Annotated in this window: 15 protein-coding genes; 9 read left to right on the top strand and 6 right to left on the bottom strand. The window is 60.1% G+C overall.

The window, feature by feature from the left end:
• Positions 1–24 precede the first annotated feature (24 nt).
• Complete coding sequence (locus tag ASD60_RS14060; RefSeq protein WP_056854585.1) at positions 25–561, top strand: cysteine hydrolase family protein; 537 nt, start codon at positions 25–27, stop codon at positions 559–561.
• Positions 562–991: 430 nt separating this feature from the next.
• Entirely contained in the window at positions 992–2,092 is a 1,101-nt protein-coding gene (locus ASD60_RS14055; protein WP_056854584.1) for a sterol desaturase family protein, read from the top strand.
• On the opposite strand, the gene ASD60_RS14050 is transcribed toward ASD60_RS14055, so the two are convergent.
• Both ASD60_RS14050 and ASD60_RS14045 read right to left on the bottom strand, forming a co-directional pair.
• Positions 1,995–2,717, bottom strand: coding sequence for a L,D-transpeptidase family protein (locus ASD60_RS14050; protein ID WP_056854583.1), 723 nt, complete (start codon positions 2,715–2,717; stop codon positions 1,995–1,997). The genes ASD60_RS14055 and ASD60_RS14050 overlap by 98 nt on opposite strands.
• On the bottom strand, positions 2,714–3,472 hold the full coding sequence (locus tag ASD60_RS14045) for a M15 family metallopeptidase (RefSeq protein WP_056854582.1): 759 nt from the start codon (positions 3,470–3,472) through the stop codon (positions 2,714–2,716). Before ASD60_RS14045 ends, ASD60_RS14050 begins: the two co-directional genes overlap by 4 nt.
• 220 nt (positions 3,473–3,692) lie before the next feature.
• Between ASD60_RS14045 and ASD60_RS14040 the strand changes: the two genes are divergently transcribed.
• Entirely contained in the window at positions 3,693–4,151 is a 459-nt protein-coding gene (locus ASD60_RS14040; RefSeq protein WP_056854581.1) for a GNAT family N-acetyltransferase, read from the top strand.
• A gap of 59 nt (positions 4,152–4,210) precedes the next feature.
• On the opposite strand, the gene ASD60_RS14035 is transcribed toward ASD60_RS14040, so the two are convergent.
• Both ASD60_RS14035 and ASD60_RS14030 read right to left on the bottom strand, forming a co-directional pair.
• Entirely contained in the window at positions 4,211–4,525 is a 315-nt protein-coding gene (locus ASD60_RS14035; RefSeq protein WP_056854580.1) for an NIPSNAP family protein, read from the bottom strand.
• 47 nt (positions 4,526–4,572) lie between these two features.
• Positions 4,573–5,478, bottom strand: a complete 906-nt coding sequence (locus tag ASD60_RS14030) for a LysR family transcriptional regulator (RefSeq protein WP_056854579.1) — start codon at positions 5,476–5,478, stop codon at positions 4,573–4,575.
• A 130-nt stretch (positions 5,479–5,608) separates the two neighbouring features.
• Here ASD60_RS14030 and ASD60_RS14025 point away from each other — a divergent pair, with 130 nt between their 5' ends.
• Positions 5,609–6,439, top strand: coding sequence for an oxidoreductase (locus tag ASD60_RS14025; protein ID WP_056854578.1), 831 nt, complete (start codon positions 5,609–5,611; stop codon positions 6,437–6,439).
• A 71-nt stretch (positions 6,440–6,510) separates the two neighbouring features.
• Here the strand turns inward: ASD60_RS14025 and ASD60_RS14020 are convergent, their stop codons facing one another.
• The gene (locus ASD60_RS14020) at positions 6,511–7,014 is read right to left on the bottom strand and encodes a phage infection protein (protein ID WP_236708464.1); all 504 of its coding nucleotides are present in this window, start codon (positions 7,012–7,014) and stop codon (positions 6,511–6,513) included.
• 199 nt (positions 7,015–7,213) lie between these two features.
• Here ASD60_RS14020 and ASD60_RS14015 point away from each other — a divergent pair, with 199 nt between their 5' ends.
• The 5 genes from ASD60_RS14015 to ASD60_RS13995 all read left to right on the top strand — a co-directional run bounded on the left by ASD60_RS14015 (position 7,214) and on the right by ASD60_RS13995 (position 13,839).
• Positions 7,214–7,597: a c-type cytochrome gene (locus tag ASD60_RS14015; protein WP_056854886.1), complete on the top strand. Its 384-nt coding sequence runs from the start codon at positions 7,214–7,216 to the stop codon at positions 7,595–7,597.
• A 165-nt stretch (positions 7,598–7,762) separates the two neighbouring features.
• On the top strand, positions 7,763–9,589 hold the full coding sequence (locus ASD60_RS14010; RefSeq protein ID WP_056854577.1) for a DUF1302 domain-containing protein: 1,827 nt from the start codon (positions 7,763–7,765) through the stop codon (positions 9,587–9,589).
• A gap of 11 nt (positions 9,590–9,600) precedes the next feature.
• Entirely contained in the window at positions 9,601–10,938 is a 1,338-nt protein-coding gene (locus ASD60_RS14005) for a DUF1329 domain-containing protein (RefSeq protein ID WP_056854576.1), read from the top strand.
• A gap of 175 nt (positions 10,939–11,113) precedes the next feature.
• The gene (locus ASD60_RS14000) at positions 11,114–12,457 is read left to right on the top strand and encodes a DUF1254 domain-containing protein (protein WP_056854575.1); all 1,344 of its coding nucleotides are present in this window, start codon (positions 11,114–11,116) and stop codon (positions 12,455–12,457) included.
• Complete coding sequence (locus ASD60_RS13995) at positions 12,454–13,839, top strand: DUF1254 domain-containing protein (RefSeq protein WP_056854574.1); 1,386 nt, start codon at positions 12,454–12,456, stop codon at positions 13,837–13,839. Before ASD60_RS14000 ends, ASD60_RS13995 begins: the two co-directional genes overlap by 4 nt.
• A 273-nt stretch (positions 13,840–14,112) precedes the next feature.
• On the opposite strand, the gene ASD60_RS13990 is transcribed toward ASD60_RS13995, so the two are convergent.
• Entirely contained in the window at positions 14,113–16,086 is a 1,974-nt protein-coding gene (locus ASD60_RS13990) for an alkyl/aryl-sulfatase (RefSeq protein WP_056854573.1), read from the bottom strand.
• Positions 16,087–16,163 lie beyond the last annotated feature (77 nt).

Here is a 16,163-nt window from a genome sequence, read left to right as displayed (position 1 = left end):
CTCTGAATGTTCAAGGAAGGAATCATGACCACCGCATTGTTAATCATCGACGTCCAGCAGGCTCTGTGTTCAGGCGAATACGAGTGCTTCGAGATCGGGCGTGTCATCGATACCATCAACGAGCTTTCTGCGCGTGCGCGCAATGCCGGAGCTCCGGTGGTGATTATCCAGCACGAAGAAGAAGAGGGCAGTCCTTTTGCTCATGACACCGCTGGCTGGCAACTGGCTGAAGGCTTGGCGACTGCGGCCACGGATTGGCGCGTACGCAAGACCACCGGTGATTCGTTCTACCAGACCAACCTGCAAAAACTGCTGCCGGTGCAGGATTTCGATCGCTTGGTCATCTGCGGGCTGCAAACCGATTACTGCGTCAACGCCACCGTGCGCCAGGCATTGAAACTGGGTTACGACGTGGTACTGGCGGCGGATGCACACTCCACCGTCGACAACGGTAACCTCACCGCCGAAGACATCATTGCCGAGCACAACAAGGATCTGGCGCACTTGACCGGCTCGGTAGCGCGGATCGATGTGATCCCGGCTGCCGAAATTCACTTCTGAAAAAACCGAATCTCCCTGAAGGCGCTAGCAGGCTCGCGATGGTGGTGTGTCAGTCGCTGCAGACGGTGAATGTGCCACCCTCATCGCGAGCAGGCTCGCTCCTACAGGTCCCCGGTCTTGATTGACGCATCAGGTCGCACAACTCAGGGCGAACCGAAGATATCCATGAGCAGTGCGTTGCTGTGAGACGCGACTATCGCAAAACAGGCAGGCACGCCTGTTGCCGAAACACAAAAGCCTGAATAAGATACATCCGCAATAGCGTCTGCACTCGATGGTACGGTGCAAACCGGGAAGGCACAGGTCATCGGGCTCGTGCGCCTGGATGTGATGAACGGATGTTGGTCGGAAATGGACTTGTCACTCACAGGGTTTCACCCATTTCCAATCTGGCCAACAACGTACTTGCTTCGAAAGGGGGCAGCCGTTCATGGATGTTCTCGCACCGTTCTACCAATACCTGTTTCGCTGGGTGATCGCGCCTGTCAGCGAGCGGTTCCTCGGTCTGTTCGACCTCAATGGCCGCCTCTGTGTGGCATTCCTTTTCATCTCCTATGTCGTTGCCTATGGGTTGTTCCGTTTCAGGAAGCCCCGTGGCCTGACCAATGCGCGTACGTTCTGGCAATTCATCGGCGGCAACCGTGTGCATTTTCATCCTTCGGCATTGCTCGATTACCGCTATTACTTTGTGCGGGCGATCCTCAAGGTCATGCTGGTCGTGCCCGTGGTCGGGCTGGTTGATCCGTATGTTCTGAGTTCCGGCGATTACATCCGTTTTTTCACGCACCTGTGGGGCGCACGGGTGCAGATGGAGGAACATCTGGCGCTGTCCTTGCTCTACGGGCTGGGCGTATTTTTGCTACAGGACTGCATTCATTACTGGGTACATCGTGCCTTTCATTCCCGTTATCTGTGGGCGTTTCACAAGGTTCATCATTCGGCGTCGGTGCTGGTTCCGGTGACGGCCAGTCGCGTGCATTTCAGCGAGATAATAGTCGGGCGGTTGATTGATATCGTTTTCATCAGCGCCTTCGCCGGTGTCTTCTGGTATGCCTGTGGCGGGGAGATCAGCCGCTACACACTGTTTGGTGTGACCTACATGGTGTTCATCCTCAATGCGCTGGCGGCAAACCTGCGGCACAGTCATGTCTGGCTTTCGTTCGGACCGGTAGTCGAGCATGTGCTGAACAGCCCGGCGCAACACCAGATTCATCACAGCGATGCGCCTCGACACTTCAACAAAAACTACGGGGTCAACTTGTCGCTCTGGGACTGGATGTTCGGCACGCTCTACGTCACGCAGTCAAAACCCGAATCCATCCGGTTTGGCACCGGTGAAGCGGACGAGCGTTACCTGACCCTCTACAGCCTGATCGTCATGCCGTTCGTGGAAACTGCAGCAAAGCTGCGCCAGGCAAAGTGCAGTCCTTTGGTCAGCGAGGCGGAAGCTTCCAGTGTTCACGCCACTGCTCGTACTGTGCCTCGGGCAATTGCACCAGCAGTGGGGAACGGCGCGGGTCGAGCCAGTTGAACAACCGCGCGATGTCTTCCGCGGCCATTGCAGTGCAGCCTCGGGTCGGTGTCGTCTGGCCGCGCCAGATGTGCAGGAAGATGCACGAGCCTGCGCCGGGGATGGCCGGTGTGTTGTGTTCGATGAAAATGCCCTGGCGATACAAATCGTCTTTGCGGCGCATGCGTTCGGCGCTGGTCCAGTCCCCGACGAGTGTCCCGTTGTCGACCAGTTGGTTGTAGCGCGACGACTGGCTGTCATCCACGCATTCGAGGGTTTGCGTCAGTGCGAGATACGGCAGGCGGGTGGCGGCAGAGGTGTCATAGCCGAACGCGGTTCCCAGTTTGAACACACCGGCCGGGGCCTTGCCATCGCCTTCCTGTTTTACCGGTCCCGAGGGGTCCTTCACGACAATCATGCCTTTGCCCCAGCCCATGCCGTGTTTTCCGAGCACCACGGGAAACGCCGCTTCGAATTTTTCAAAGCTGTCGCCGTGCCGTTCATAGCGTTGCGCGATGCCCTGGATGGCATCCCAGTTTTTGCTGGTGACCACAATCAGCTGATCGCTGTCGTCGAGTACCTGGGCCACGACTGCAGCGGGCAGCAACAGCACCAGAAACGACCAGGCCTTGATCAGATTGTTCATGGCGCAAGCGGGGTAATGGGGAAGTCCATGACAGTCTTCAATGACGGGTCCCGGGTATACGTGAAGTGCCACCACTCGTTGGCGTAGCCGGTAAACCCTTCCTTTTCCATGGCACGGCTGAGTCGCTGGCGATTGTCCCTGGCCGCCGCGCTGATCAATGGAGAGTCAGTATGGGCACGTTCATCAAAACAATCGAACCCGGTGCCCATGTCGACCGCGCCGTCGTGCCAGCGCTGGCCAACGTCGGCGGTGCAATCGACCGGTGTGGCGGCAGGTGTCCAGTTGTCTGCGGGCAGTGCACCGGGGCCGGTCATGGTCAGGTCGACGGTGCCGCCCCGTGAATGGTTGGAGACCCGCGCCACGTAACCCAGGCGCCAGAAGTCCTGCTTGTCTACCCGCGGGTAGAATTCGGCCTTGCGCGGGTCGCCCGGTTCGTTGGCGAAACGTCCCATGTCGGCCACGGCACGACGGGGGCGGTAGCAGTCGAAGACTTTCAGGCCGTAGCCCTCGGCCTTGAGCGCCGATTGCACCCGTGACAGCGCTTTGGCTGCATCCGCCGCCAACAGGCACTCGGCTGCCTGATAGCCATCCAGCGCATGACCGGTGAAGTTATGGGCGCCGGCATACCGGATGTCCTGCTCAATGCCGGGATCGACGTTGCGCAGATACACCATGTGTTCAGGTTTCGACTCGTCAGCCATGCACGGCAGCGCAAGGCTCAGGCATAGCATCCACAGACCGGGAAAACGCGACATCGGCAACGGCTCCTTGATGACCCATCACTTCATAATGGCTTGAATCGCACTTCACCTCCACAGGTCACGCAACCGGTAGGAGCAAAGCTTGCTCGCGATAGCAGTCTTGCAGTCAACATCTGTGCTGAGTGTGGCGCCGTCATCGCGAGCAAGCTTTGCTCCTACAGGTGATCATGGGCTGCTAGGCTGTTAATCCTCGAGACCGCAATGGAGCATCCTCATGGCTATCCAGGCCCTGCGCGCCGACGCATCCCACATCGATATCATTGCCCCATTGTTCGACGCCTACCGGGTTTTTTACCGTCAGCCAACACACCTGCCTCAGTCCCGTGACTTCATCGCCGAGCGTATTGTCCGGGACGAATCGGTGATCTTCATTGCCGTAGACAGCGACGGAGCAGCATTGGGTTTCGTGCAAATGTTCCCGACATTTTCCTCAATCGACGCGCACCGCACCTGGTTGCTTGGCGACCTGTTCACCACACCGGACGCTCGGGGCAAAGGCGTCGGTACGCTGCTGATGAACACCGCCCGCGACTTTGCCCGGTTGAGCGGTGCCAAGGGCATGACCCTGGAAACCGCTACCGATAACTTCAGCGCCCAGCGTTTGTATGAGTCTTTGGGTTATGTACGCGATGGCGGTTACTACACCTACTGCCTCGATCTGCACCAAGGTTGAGCCCGGGGCTGTCGACGCCCTCCAAGGGACGGTGACGCCGACAATCGTCTGCCGGTTATTTACACCGGGGTGCCGAACACCGGGCGCAAGAAGCTGCGCTCATAGCTGAGGATGCAGCGGGTCTCTTCGGCGTATTTGAACGCGGCGATGCACTCCGGATCGCTCATGGACTGTTGCCGATAGCTTTCGTAAGCCGCCAGGCTCGGGAAAGTGAACAGGGCCATGGCGATATTGTTGGCACCTTCGGACGGCAAGAAGTAGCCGTGATGCTGGCCGCCGAATTTCTCCACCAGCGGTATCCACAATTTCCCGTAGTGCTCGAACGCTTCGAGCTTGTACGGGTCCAGCACATATTTGAGGTAGCAGGTGACCATCGGTTTTTCTCTCAGTCGGGGTTAATGATTTTTTTCTGTCGGCTGCGTCAGCCCGGATGCTGCTCCCGGGCAGCGCGAGCAAATTCGATGAAGGCTTTGAGCGTCGCCGGCACATGCCGTCGGCTCGGGTAGTACAGGTGCAGGCCCGGGTAGTAGGGGCACCAATCGCCCAGCACCTGGATCAGCCGGCCGTCGGCGACAGGCACCTTGACCATCTCTTCGAAAACGTAAGCCAAACCGACGCCCTGCAGCGCCGGGCCGACCATCAGGCTGACGTCGCCTAAGGTCAGCGGCCCGTCGATTTCGATTTCCTGGGCGATGCCGCCCCGTTCGAACTCCCAGCGATACAGCGAACCACTGGGGAAGCGATGGCGGATGCATGGCAGGCCATGCAAGTCCTCGGGTTTTTGCGGAATGGCATGTTGCTTGAAGAATTCGGGCGAGGCCACCACCACCGAACGCATGTAGGCACCGATGGGCAGCGATACCATATCAGCTTCAAGACGCGCACCGAACCGCACCCCGGCGTGAAACCCCTCCGACACCACGTCGACCAGACCGTCATCGGCGACGATCTCCAGCTTCACGTCCGGATAGGCTTGCAGAAATTTCGCGGCCAGGGGCAGCAGCACCAACTCCGCGGCCTGGCGGCCGGCGGTGATTCGCAGGTTGCCGGAGGGTTTGTCGCGAAAGTTGTTGAGGTCTTCGAGGGCGTCGTCGATGTCGCGAAACGCGGGCTTCAATCGCGCGAACAGACGTTCACCCGCCTCGGTCAGGCCGACGCTGCGGGTGGTGCGATTGAACAACCGCACACCGAGCCGGTTTTCCAGGGTCCGTACCGAATGGCTCAGCGCGGAAGGCGTCAACCCCAGCTCCACCGCCGCCCGGCTGAAGTTCAGGTGAGTGGCCACGCTGAGGAAGGTCGTAAGGTCGGCCGCAGAAGGAACTTTCATTTGTGAGTGCCTTTCACAAAGCCATGCAAAATTGCTGGGATTATCACATCAGTAATCGAGTTTTACAGTGGCGTCAACTCATCAAGAAGGCCCGGCAATCACGCTCGGGTCGTTGTCAGGAGGCGTTGAAATGCGTACTTGGTTGATTACTGGAGCTTCCCGTGGTTTTGGTACCCTCATCGCAGAACAGGCTCTGCGTGCCGGCGACGCGGTGATTGCCACCGCCCGTAAACCCGAAGAAATCATCGCCCGGCTGGGCGATCATCCAAACCTGCTGGCTGTGCGCCTGGACGTGACTCGCGAAGAAGAAGCGCATCAGGCAGTCGCCGAGGGCATCAAGCGTTTTGGCCGCATCGACGTGCTGATCAACAATGCCGGTTTCGGCGTGTTGGGGGCAGTCGAAGAAACCAGCGCCAGCGAGACCGAGCGACTGTTCGCCACCAACGTGTTCGGCGTGCTCAACGTGACGCGTGCAGTACTGCCGCACATGCGCCGCCAGCGTGCCGGGCATGTGATCAACATCTCTTCGATTGGCGGCTACCAGGCCTACATGGGTTGGGGGGTCTATGGTTCCACCAAGTTTGCGGTGGAGGGCATTACCGAAGCGCTGCATCAGGAACTGGCGCCGCTGGGCATTCATGCCACGGTGGTCGAACCGGGCTTCTTCCGCACGGATTTCCTCGACGAACAATCGCTGGTAAAGACCGCGCTGGAACTGCCGGACTACGATGCAACCGTCGGTGCGATGCGCAAGCATGCCGAGGCGGCCAACCATGCGCAGCCGGGTGATCCGGTGAAATTCGCCGAGGCCATGCTCGCCCTGGTCAATGCACCGAAGCCACCGCAACGTCTGGCGCTGGGCAGCGACACCATTGCGAGGATTGAAGCGAAGAACCGCTTTGTCGCCGAGGAACTGGCCGAGTGGAAAGACCTGGCGCTGTCCACTGACTTCAAGGATTGAAGCCAAACCGCAACCCCTGCAGGAGCGAGCAGGCTCGCTCCTGTATCTGTTTGAGGCGATTCAATTGCCGCTCAGCGACATTCCATGCAGAAGTAAGGCATGACGTCGGAGCTGGCATCGTAACCATTGCTGCCATCGGCGTAATGGTTGTGCAGCAATCGGTCGGAACCGCCTTCTGCTACACGTGTGCCGCGCATCGAGTTGTAGCCCGCCGCGACGTTGTTCTGCTTCAGTCGATCGGAACCGTCCGAGGCCAGTTGCCGTTCTCGGAGACGATCCGCACCACCTTCGGCAAGTCGACGTTCCTGTAGCCGATCCGCGCCACCTTCGGCGAGCCGCCGTTCTTGCAGGCGATCCGCGCCGCCCTCGGCAAGTCGACGTTCTTGCAAGCGATCAGCGCCGCCTTCAGCCAGTTGTCTTTCCTTGATACGGTCGGGCGCGCCTTCGGCAACGTTGTGGGCGGCGGTGCCGGCACCGGTTGTCGTAGCTCCCGCTTCGGCCGCTTGAGTGTTCGCCGCGATGCAACCGAGAGCCGAAAAGAGGGCAATGCCTAACGCGAGTTTGGGGGTGTTCATCATGTTCACCTGGTGGGTCACGGGGTTGTTTACATTCAAGCAAGCCATCTTAATTGGCTTAAAAAACACGTCACTCATGCATAGGTTGGGCAGGCGAACATCTAGGTGTTAAAGATTCATACTCAGGTATGCCAGCGATCCCGGTCATGCTCAAATGGCGAGCATTTTTTATAGCAGGCGACGGTTGAACGGGGTGTACATGAACAAAACGGCGGTGTTGGCGCTCGTCCTGAGCCTCGGATGGCTCAGCATGCAAGCGCAGGCGGCGGGGGACGCCGAGGCGGGCGGCAAACTGTTCAAGCGAGTGTGCGGTGGCTGCCATCAGGTCGGGGAGTCCGCGAGAGCGTTTTTTGGGCCGCAGCTCAACAATGTGATCGGGCGAGTTGCCGGGAGTACCACGGACTATCAGTACTCCGAGGCCATGAAATCATCTGGAATCGTCTGGACCCGGGAGAAACTGGCGGCGTATATCGAAGATCCGAAGGCTGTGGTGTCGGGGACGCGGATGATTTTCTGGGGGATCAGTGATCAAGAGAAAATTGATGATCTGTTGGCGTATCTGGAGAGGTTCGGCGCGCCTTGAAGGTGGTTGTATATCCGTTGCTTGGGTAATCGCGGCGGCCTGACTGGTCGCATGACCGCCCTTAAATCACCTCCGATGATTACTTTTTGTCGGCCACCGCTTGTGTGTCATCGATGAGCGTCAGGCACCGTGATCAGGTTGAGCAAACCTGACCGGAGCCTAATAATGATAAAAAAACGCTCGGCCACCGCCACAGTCCGCCAACGACTGCACCGGCCTGGCCACACCCGCCCGCAACCCCTTGCGCTGGCGATCATTGCCGTACTGACGGGCCCCGCCTGTGCGACCACGTTCGATATCAACGAAGACTGGAGCCTGTCGACCAAGACCACGCTGAGCCTGGGCAGTAGCTGGTCGACGCAAAATCCCGACAAGAGCCTCATGACCCGCGCCAACGCCTTGCAAGCCCAAGGCGTTCAGGCCAATGGCACGAGCGTGAGCGCCGACGACAACCGGCTGAATTTCGAGCGGGGCGACCCCATCTCGCAGATCTTCAAGGGCCTTACCGATTTCAGCCTCGATGGCCAGGGGCAGGGCGCGTTCATCCGCTTCAAATACTGGTACGACCACGCCTACGAAACCCGCAACGGTCGGTTCAAGGATTTCGACGATTCGGGCTGGGACGATCTGTCGAAGTTCAAGGGGTTCGAGATGTTCGATGCCTATGTCTGGAAAGACTTCCAGTTGGCCGATCATCCGCTGAACGTGAAAGTCGGCAATCAGGTGTTGTCCTGGGGCGAGTCGCTGCTGATCCAGAACGGCATCAACGTGATCAACCCGCTGGACGTTTCGGCGTTCAACCGTCCTGGCGTCGAGATCAAGGAAGGCCAGTTGCCGGTGGAGATGGTGTCTTTCAGCTTTGGCCTGTCGGACACCACCAACCTCGAAGGTTTTTACCAATACAACTGGCGCCCCAGCGTTCTTGACGGTTGCGGCACATTTTTCGCCAGTAGCGATGCGATCCAGAAAGGTTGCGGGCCGTTGTACCTGAGCCAGGTGTTGACCGATCAGCAGATGCAGGCCAGCGGTTTGTACGCGCCGTCGCGGGGTAATGAATCGCCGTCGGACAACGGTCAATTCGGTTTCGCTTTGCGCCAGATGATCCCGGCGCTCAACGATGCCGAAGCGGCGATTTACTTTATCAACTACCACTCACGCCTGCCGTATTTCACCCTCAATGCGAAGAACACCGCCGTACGCGGTACGTTCCCTGGCGGCGTTCAACCGCCGACTTATGCCGCGGCGTTTCCGGAAGATATTCGCCTGTACGGCATCAGCCTCAACGGTGTCGAGCCCAACAGCGGAATTTCCCTTGCCGGCGAGCTGAGCTACCGGCCGAACATGCCGCTGGCGATCAACGCGCCGGACATCAACGTTGCAGTGATCACCGGGGCGGCAGGCAGCTCCTGGGTGCAGTTGCCGACGGGGTTCAACATCAACCGTGGCGACCGTTACGACGGCTGGGAGCGCAAAGGCGTCTGGCAGGCGACCGCCTCGGCGACCCAGGCCTTCGATAACATTTTGGGTGCCACACGCCTGAGCCTGTTCGGTGAGGCTGGCGTGGTGCACATCGATGATCTGGGCGACGAGCGCCTGGGTCGCAACTCGGCATTCGGCCGCAGCTCCACGCGCAACGGTACGCCGTGCAACACCGCGGCGTCGGGCGTGACCAACCAGTACTGCACCGACAAGGGTTTCGCCACCGATTGGTCGTGGGGTTATCGCTTGCGTGCCAGCCTGGAATACAGCGATGTGCTGCCGGGCATCAACCTGATTCCGGCCGTCAACTGGCGACATGACGTCGAGGGTTATTCCTACGATCCGCAAGGGCCGTTCCAGGAAGGCCAGCAAGCGCTCGGCGTCAGCCTGACCGGCGTCTACATGAACGATTACAGCGTGGAACTGGCCTACAACGCCTTCTTCGGTTCCAACGACTACAGCACCCTCGACGACCGCGACTTCGCCTCTGTCAGCTTCAAGGCAGACTTCTAAGGAGAATCATAATGCGTATGCAATTGTGCGTGCTGGCCCTGGCCTGCACCGTAGGCCTGGCTCAGGCCAAAGGCACCGATTCGGCTGCTCTGGGCAAAACCCTGACCCCGATGGGTTCGGAGATGGCGGCCAATGCCGACGGCAGCATTCCGGTCTGGACCGGAGGCCTTGGCGCCAACGCCGGTATCGTCGATAGCAAGGGCGGGTACAGCGATCCATATGCCGCCGAGAAACCGTTGTTCACCATCACGGCAAAGAACGTCAGCCAGTACCAGAAGTTTCTCAGCCCGGGTCAAATTGCCTTGTTCAAGCGTTTCCCCGACAGCTACAAAATGAACATCTACCCGAGCCACCGCAGCGCCAACCTGCCCAAGGACGTGCTCGCGGCGAGCCGTGACAATGTGGCCAAAACCAGCATGGCCGACGGTGGCAATGGCTTGCACGACTATGCGCGGGGCATTCCGTTTCCACTGCCCACCGAAGGCCTCGAGGTGATGTGGAACCATATGACCCGTTATCGCGGTGGCAGTTACGAGCGCATCAGCAGTGCGGCATTGGTGCGTGAAAACGGCGCCACCAGTTACGTGCGTAATCAGTCGCTGATCAACTTCGCCGACACGGTGGGCGGGCTGGAGGCAAACTCGAACATCCTGTTCATGTTCAAGAGCCGCGTATTGGAACCGGCGCGTTTGTCCGGGGAAGCGGTGCTGGTGCATGAGCCGATCGATCAGGTCGCCGAGCCGCGTTCGGCGTGGCAATACCTGCCGGGCCAGCGCCGGGTGCGCCGTGCACCGATGATCGCCTATGACAACAGCGCCCGTTACAGCAACGGCCTGATCACCGCCGACAACATCGACGGCTACAACGGCGCGCCGGATCGCTTCGACTGGAAACTGGTGGGCAAGCAAGAGCTGTACATCCCTTACAACAGCTACAAGATCGGCAGCCGCGACATCAAGTACGACGCTGTGATCCAACCCAACCATATCAATCAGGATCTGGCTCGTTACGAGAAGCATCGGGTGTGGGTGGTCGAAGCGACCCTCAAGCCCGACGCGCGACACATCTATGCCAAGCGCCGGTTCTATGTCGACGAAGACAGTTGGCAGATCGCCCAATCGGACCAGTACGACAGCCGCGGCGAACTGTGGCGCAGCGGTGAACTGCATGCGATTCAGCAGTACGACCACGGCTTCACCTACAACGTGCTGGAAACCTCCTATGACTTGATTTCCGGACGTTATTACGCCGGTGGCCTGGCCAACGAAGAGACCGAGCCGATGCGTGTCGGCTTTGCCGCCAAGACCGACGACTACACCCCGTCGGACCTGCGGCGCTGGGCCAAATAACCCTTTTTTGTCGATCGTTCCCACGCTCCGCGTCGTCGTTCGATCGTTCCCACGCTCTGCGTGGGAATGCAGCCCGGGACGCTCCGCGTCCCAAAGCGTGACGCGGAGCGTCACAAGAGGCATTCCCACGCAGAGCGTGGGAACGATCATTCATCACCCTTAAGGAGATCTATCCGTGCGCTACTGGATATCCGCGCTGGCCCTGGGCGCAAGCCTGGGCTCGGTTCACGCGCAAACCCTCGATCAATCGCAGGCCAGGGCGCTGGCGCAAGAGGCCTATGTGTTTGCTTACGCTACCGTCGAGCACGACAAGGTGCTCAGCGCCATCGCCGCGAAGCTGCCGTTCAACCGCCTCTACAGCGAACCGCGATTGCTCGGCCCGCAGGACAACAAAGTGGTGTCGCCAAACAACGACACATTCTATTCCCGGGCCTTGCTCGACTTGCGCGCTGAACCACAGGTGTTGCAAGTGCCGGCGGTGCAGGGGCGCTACTACAGCTTCCAGTTGGTCGACATGCGCACCGATAACCTCGACTACATTGGCACCCGCGCTACCGGCGATCAGGCCGGGCGCTACCTGATCGTCGGGCCGGACTGGAAAGGTGAGCTGCCAAGCGGATTCAACGGCGTGATTCGTTCGCCGAGTCGCCTGGTGTTTTTGCTCGGGCGAACCGAAGTCAAAGGCAAAGCAGATCAGCAGGAGGCCGCAAAAGTGTTGATGGGCTATGCCTTGCAGCCGTTGTCCAAAGTGATCGCAAGTGCAACGCCTGAGCCGATGGCGCCGCTGCACCTGCCGACCTATCAGGACACCAAACAAGGCCCGGCGCAGGCTTTGTTCAGCACCTTCAATGCGCTGGCGCCGTTGCATCAATGGACGGCCAGCGAGCAAGCAAAACTCAAGCGTTTCGCTGCCATCGGGGTGAAACCCGGCGTAGCGTTCGCCCCGCCAAAAGACCTCAACCCAGCCATTGCCCAAGGTGCCGAAGCCGGGCGAGACCAGGTGCGCGCCGCGTCCAGCCAGATCTCGGTGGAGCAGCAAGGCTGGCTTCGCTCGCCGAGCAATGTCGGCAAATTCGGCGATGACGACCTGACGCGCGCAGCCGTCGCCTGGCGCTACATCTACGCCAACGATCCGCTGGAAGCGGTCTACCCGATGGCGCTGCACGATGCTCAGGGGCAGTTGTTGGACGGCCGATATGCCTATCGTCTGCACTTCCCGGCCGGGCAGTTGCCGCCGGTGAATGCCTTCTGGTCGTTGACCCTGTACGACGGCAAGACGCAATTGCTTGCGGCCAATCCGATCGAGCGTTACTCGCTGGGTGATCGCAGTCCGGGTTTGCAATACGACGCCGATGGCGGCCTGACCCTGATCCTGCAAGCCAATGCACCAGCGCAGCAAAGCAACTGGCTGCCGACGCCCGCAGGCCCATTCAACCTGTTGTTGCGCCTGTATCTGCCGAAGGGCGGGGCGCTGGACGGCAGCTACCCGCTGCCTGCTATCGCGAGGGTCGAGCCATGAACATGTTCGTCAGTCGCCGCCGTGTACTGGGTGGCATCGGCGTGTTGGGGGGTGGCTTGATGTTGCCGCGCTGGTTGTTGGCCAGCGGTTCCGATGAGCTGCGCACGATTGCCCGGGAGGCCTGGATCTACGCCTACCCGATGCTCATGCATTACCAGACCCTGGAAAAGCAGGCGCTTGATCCAAGTGCGCCGGCCTATGTCGGCGGCTTCAATCGTTTCCGTCACTACAGCGCGTTGTACACCCCGAACAACCGCGAAATCGTTACGCCGAACAACGACACACCGTACTCCTGGGCCTGGCTGGACCTGCGCAGCGAACCGCAGGTACTGAGCGTGCCGGCGGTTGCTGCCGACCGCTACTACGTGCACCAGTTGGTCGATCAATACACCCACAATTTTGCTTATGTCGGCGTGCTCAGCACCGGTCGCGAGGCGGGGGATTACCTGATTGTCGGGCCGCACTGGCAAGGCCCGACACCGGAAGGCATCAAGGCTGTGCTGCGCAGCGAAACCGAGATCGTGATGATCCTCGGGCGCACCGGCCTGAAGAATGTGGACGACTTGCCGGCCGTGCGTGCCTTGCAGCAGCAATACCGTTTGCGTGCGTTGCATGAATACACCGGCAGCGCGCCACCGGTTGCGGCTGCGGCAATTGCCTGGCAACCCTGGGATGCCAAAACCGGCCTTGGATTGGAGTTCATCGCGACGCTGAATCAGATCCTCACGCTGTGCCCGACCCCACCATCAGAACAAGCGTTGCTCGAACGTTTTTCGCGGATCGGCATCGTGCCCGGTCAGGCATTCGATGTGGCAGCCCTGACTACGGACGTACGTGACGCCCTGATGGCCGGGGTGGCGGACGCACAAGCGCAACTGCAGACCGCGGTCAATCAAACGCGCACCACACTGGGCCTGTTCGGTAATCGTGAAGCGCTGCACGGCAACTATTTGAATCGTGCGGTCGCCGCGAATGTCGGAATCTACGGCAACAGTGTCGAGGAGGCGTTCTACACCGGCGCGCGGCTGGACAGTCAGGGACAACCGTTGCAGGGCGGGCGCCGCTATCGATTGCGGTTTGCACCGGGACAATTGCCGCCGGCCAGCGAGTTCTGGTCGCTGACGTTGTACGACTTGCCGGACCGACAATTGGTCGCCAATCCCATAGACCGTTACTGCCTGAGCAGTCGCGATGCATTGCAAGTGGATGCGGATGGCGGGGTGACACTGGTCATGCAGACCTCAGCGCCCGAGTCGTCGAACAACTGGTTGCCAACGCCAGCGCAGGGCGCGTTTACGTTGATCCTGCGCCTGTACGGACCCAAGCCGGACGTGGTTGAACAGCGCTGGCGAATGCCGGTGGTGGAAGCGGTTTCTGTGTAGTCAGGGCCAAGCCATCGCCAGCAGGTTGGCACAGGCGCTGAGGTGGCCGCAGTTGTTGTGCTCGGTACAAATCCCCTGTGGGAGCACAGCTTGCTCGCGATGGCGAAATGTCTGACACCATGGATGTTGAATCTGCCGCCGTCATCGCGGGCAAGCCTTGCTCAGGTGCTCCTACAGAGTTTCGTATTGTTCACAAATGTTGTGATCAACCTGGCCTGGGTAGGAGTGAGCCTGCTCGCGATGGGGGCGACGCGGTTTTCCCGCGTCATCCGATCAAGGCGTGACGATATTGAACTGCGGCGCAAAGGTGTCCAGGCTGCTCATCAATTCGCCAAGCTTCTTGCCATTGCCTTGCAGTTTGACCAGGCCTTTCTGGACCGCCGTCGGGAAGTCCGTTTGCTTGAGGCTGATCTGCTCCAGCGTTGTCTTGCTCATGCTCACTGATGCATCGGCCTGCGGGTCGAGGCCGGGGCGGTGGGTCAATACGCCGTTGCGCAGGGTCAGGGTGAAATCCTTGTTCGGCTCTTCGAACGTCCAGTTCAGGGTCATGTCGTGGCCAACGGCTTTGTCGCTGTCCAGGCGAATGGCCAGGAAATCGAAAAACATCTCAGGACTCATCGCCCGCACCATGTCGGCCGATACCGACGAGCCCGCATGGGTGGGTACGCCGTTGCGAAGCTCCATGGCACCGGTCAGGTACATGTTGCGCCAGGTAGCGTTTTCGCTTTGATAACCGAGTTGCTCCAATGTCTCGGCCTGGGCCGTGCGCGCGTCGGCGTTATCCGGTTCGCTGAACAGCAACTGATTGCCCAGTTGCGCCGCCCAACGGTAATCGCCCTTGGCCATGGCGGCGCGCATTTTCTCCAACACCGCTACGCCACCGCCCATGGCCTCGACGCTGCGTTTGGCGCTGTCCACCGGGGGTAACGGGTTGAGGTTGGCCGGGTTGCCATCGTAGAAACCCAGGTAACGCTGGTACACCGCCCGCACGTTGAAACTCAGGGAGCCGTAGTAACCGCGGGTGTACCACTTCTGGTCGAGGCTGCCCGGCAGTTTCTTGATCGCGTCGGCGACTTCCAGCGGGGTCAGGCCCTGGTTGAGCAAGTGCAGGGTACGGTCGTTGAGGAAGGCGTACATGTCGCGCTGGTCGGCGAGGAACGTGCGGATGCGCTCGCCTCCCCAGGTCGGCCAGTTGTGCTGGGCAAACAGCACGTCACTCTTGTCGCCGTAGCGCGCCAGGCTGTTGTCCAGGTATTGCGCCCAGGCCTTGGCGTCACGCACTTGCGCGCCGCGTGGGGTGAGAATGTTGTGCATCATTTGCGTGGCGTTTTCTGCCATGCACAAGGCGCGCAGTTGTGGCAGGTAGAGGTTCATTTCTGCCGGCGCTTCGGTACCCGGTGTGAGCTGAAACTCTACCTCCAACCCGGCGATAGTGCGGGTTTGCAGTTCCTTGTCGATCAGGTCGGTCGGCGCGATCAGGGTGATGGTGCCGCCGCTCGGCGTGCTTTTGCCCAGACCTGCATCGACCTGGCCCTTTTCACCGCGAGGCAACAGACTGCCGAACTGGTACTGCGCGCGACGGCTCATGGCATTGCCGGCAAACACGTTCTCGCTCATCACGTGTTCCATGAACCCGGCGGGGGCGAACACCTTGACCTTGCCGGCCTTGACGTCGGCCTCGTCGATCACCCCGCGTACACCACCGAAATGGTCAACGTGAGTGTGGCTGTAGATCACCGCCACCACCGGTTTCTGCGGACGGTTCTGGTAGTACAGCGCCAGCGCCGCTTTGGCGGTTTCGGCCATGGTCAGCGGGTCGATGATGATCAACCCGTCATCGCCCTCGATGATGGTCATGTTGGCCACGTCGAGACCACGCACCTGGTAAATCTTCGGGCTGACTTCGAACAGCCCGGCATGGGCATTGAGTTGAGCCAGACGCCAAAGACTCGGGTTGACCGAATCCGGAGCCTGGTCCTTGAGCAGGAAGTCATAGGCCTGAACATCCCAGATGACCCTGCCGGCGGCATCCTTGACCTGGCCCTTGAAGGGCGCAATCAAGCCCTTGCCCACCGACTCGAAGTCAGTGCGATCGCTAAAGGGCAGTTGTTGCAACACGGCACTGTTGCTGGCGGCGGTTTGCGCGCTGGCGGCGACTGGTGCATCGGCGGCCACTGCCGATTGCGTCAGGCACGCGGTGATCAGGCAGGCCAGCAGGCCGCGGTGGCTCAAAGTAAAACGTGGCATGGCGTCTCCGTTTCTTATCGTTATGGTCAGACCAGCCTCGAGGGTAGGGCGGCGCCCGTTCCAGATGGCAATCGCCA

The organism is Pseudomonas sp. Root562, assembly GCF_001427125.1.
Lineage (GTDB): Bacteria > Pseudomonadota > Gammaproteobacteria > Pseudomonadales > Pseudomonadaceae > Aquipseudomonas.
Note: the sequence above shows the minus strand (reverse complement) of the source record. Positions and strands in the feature narration are given on the sequence as shown.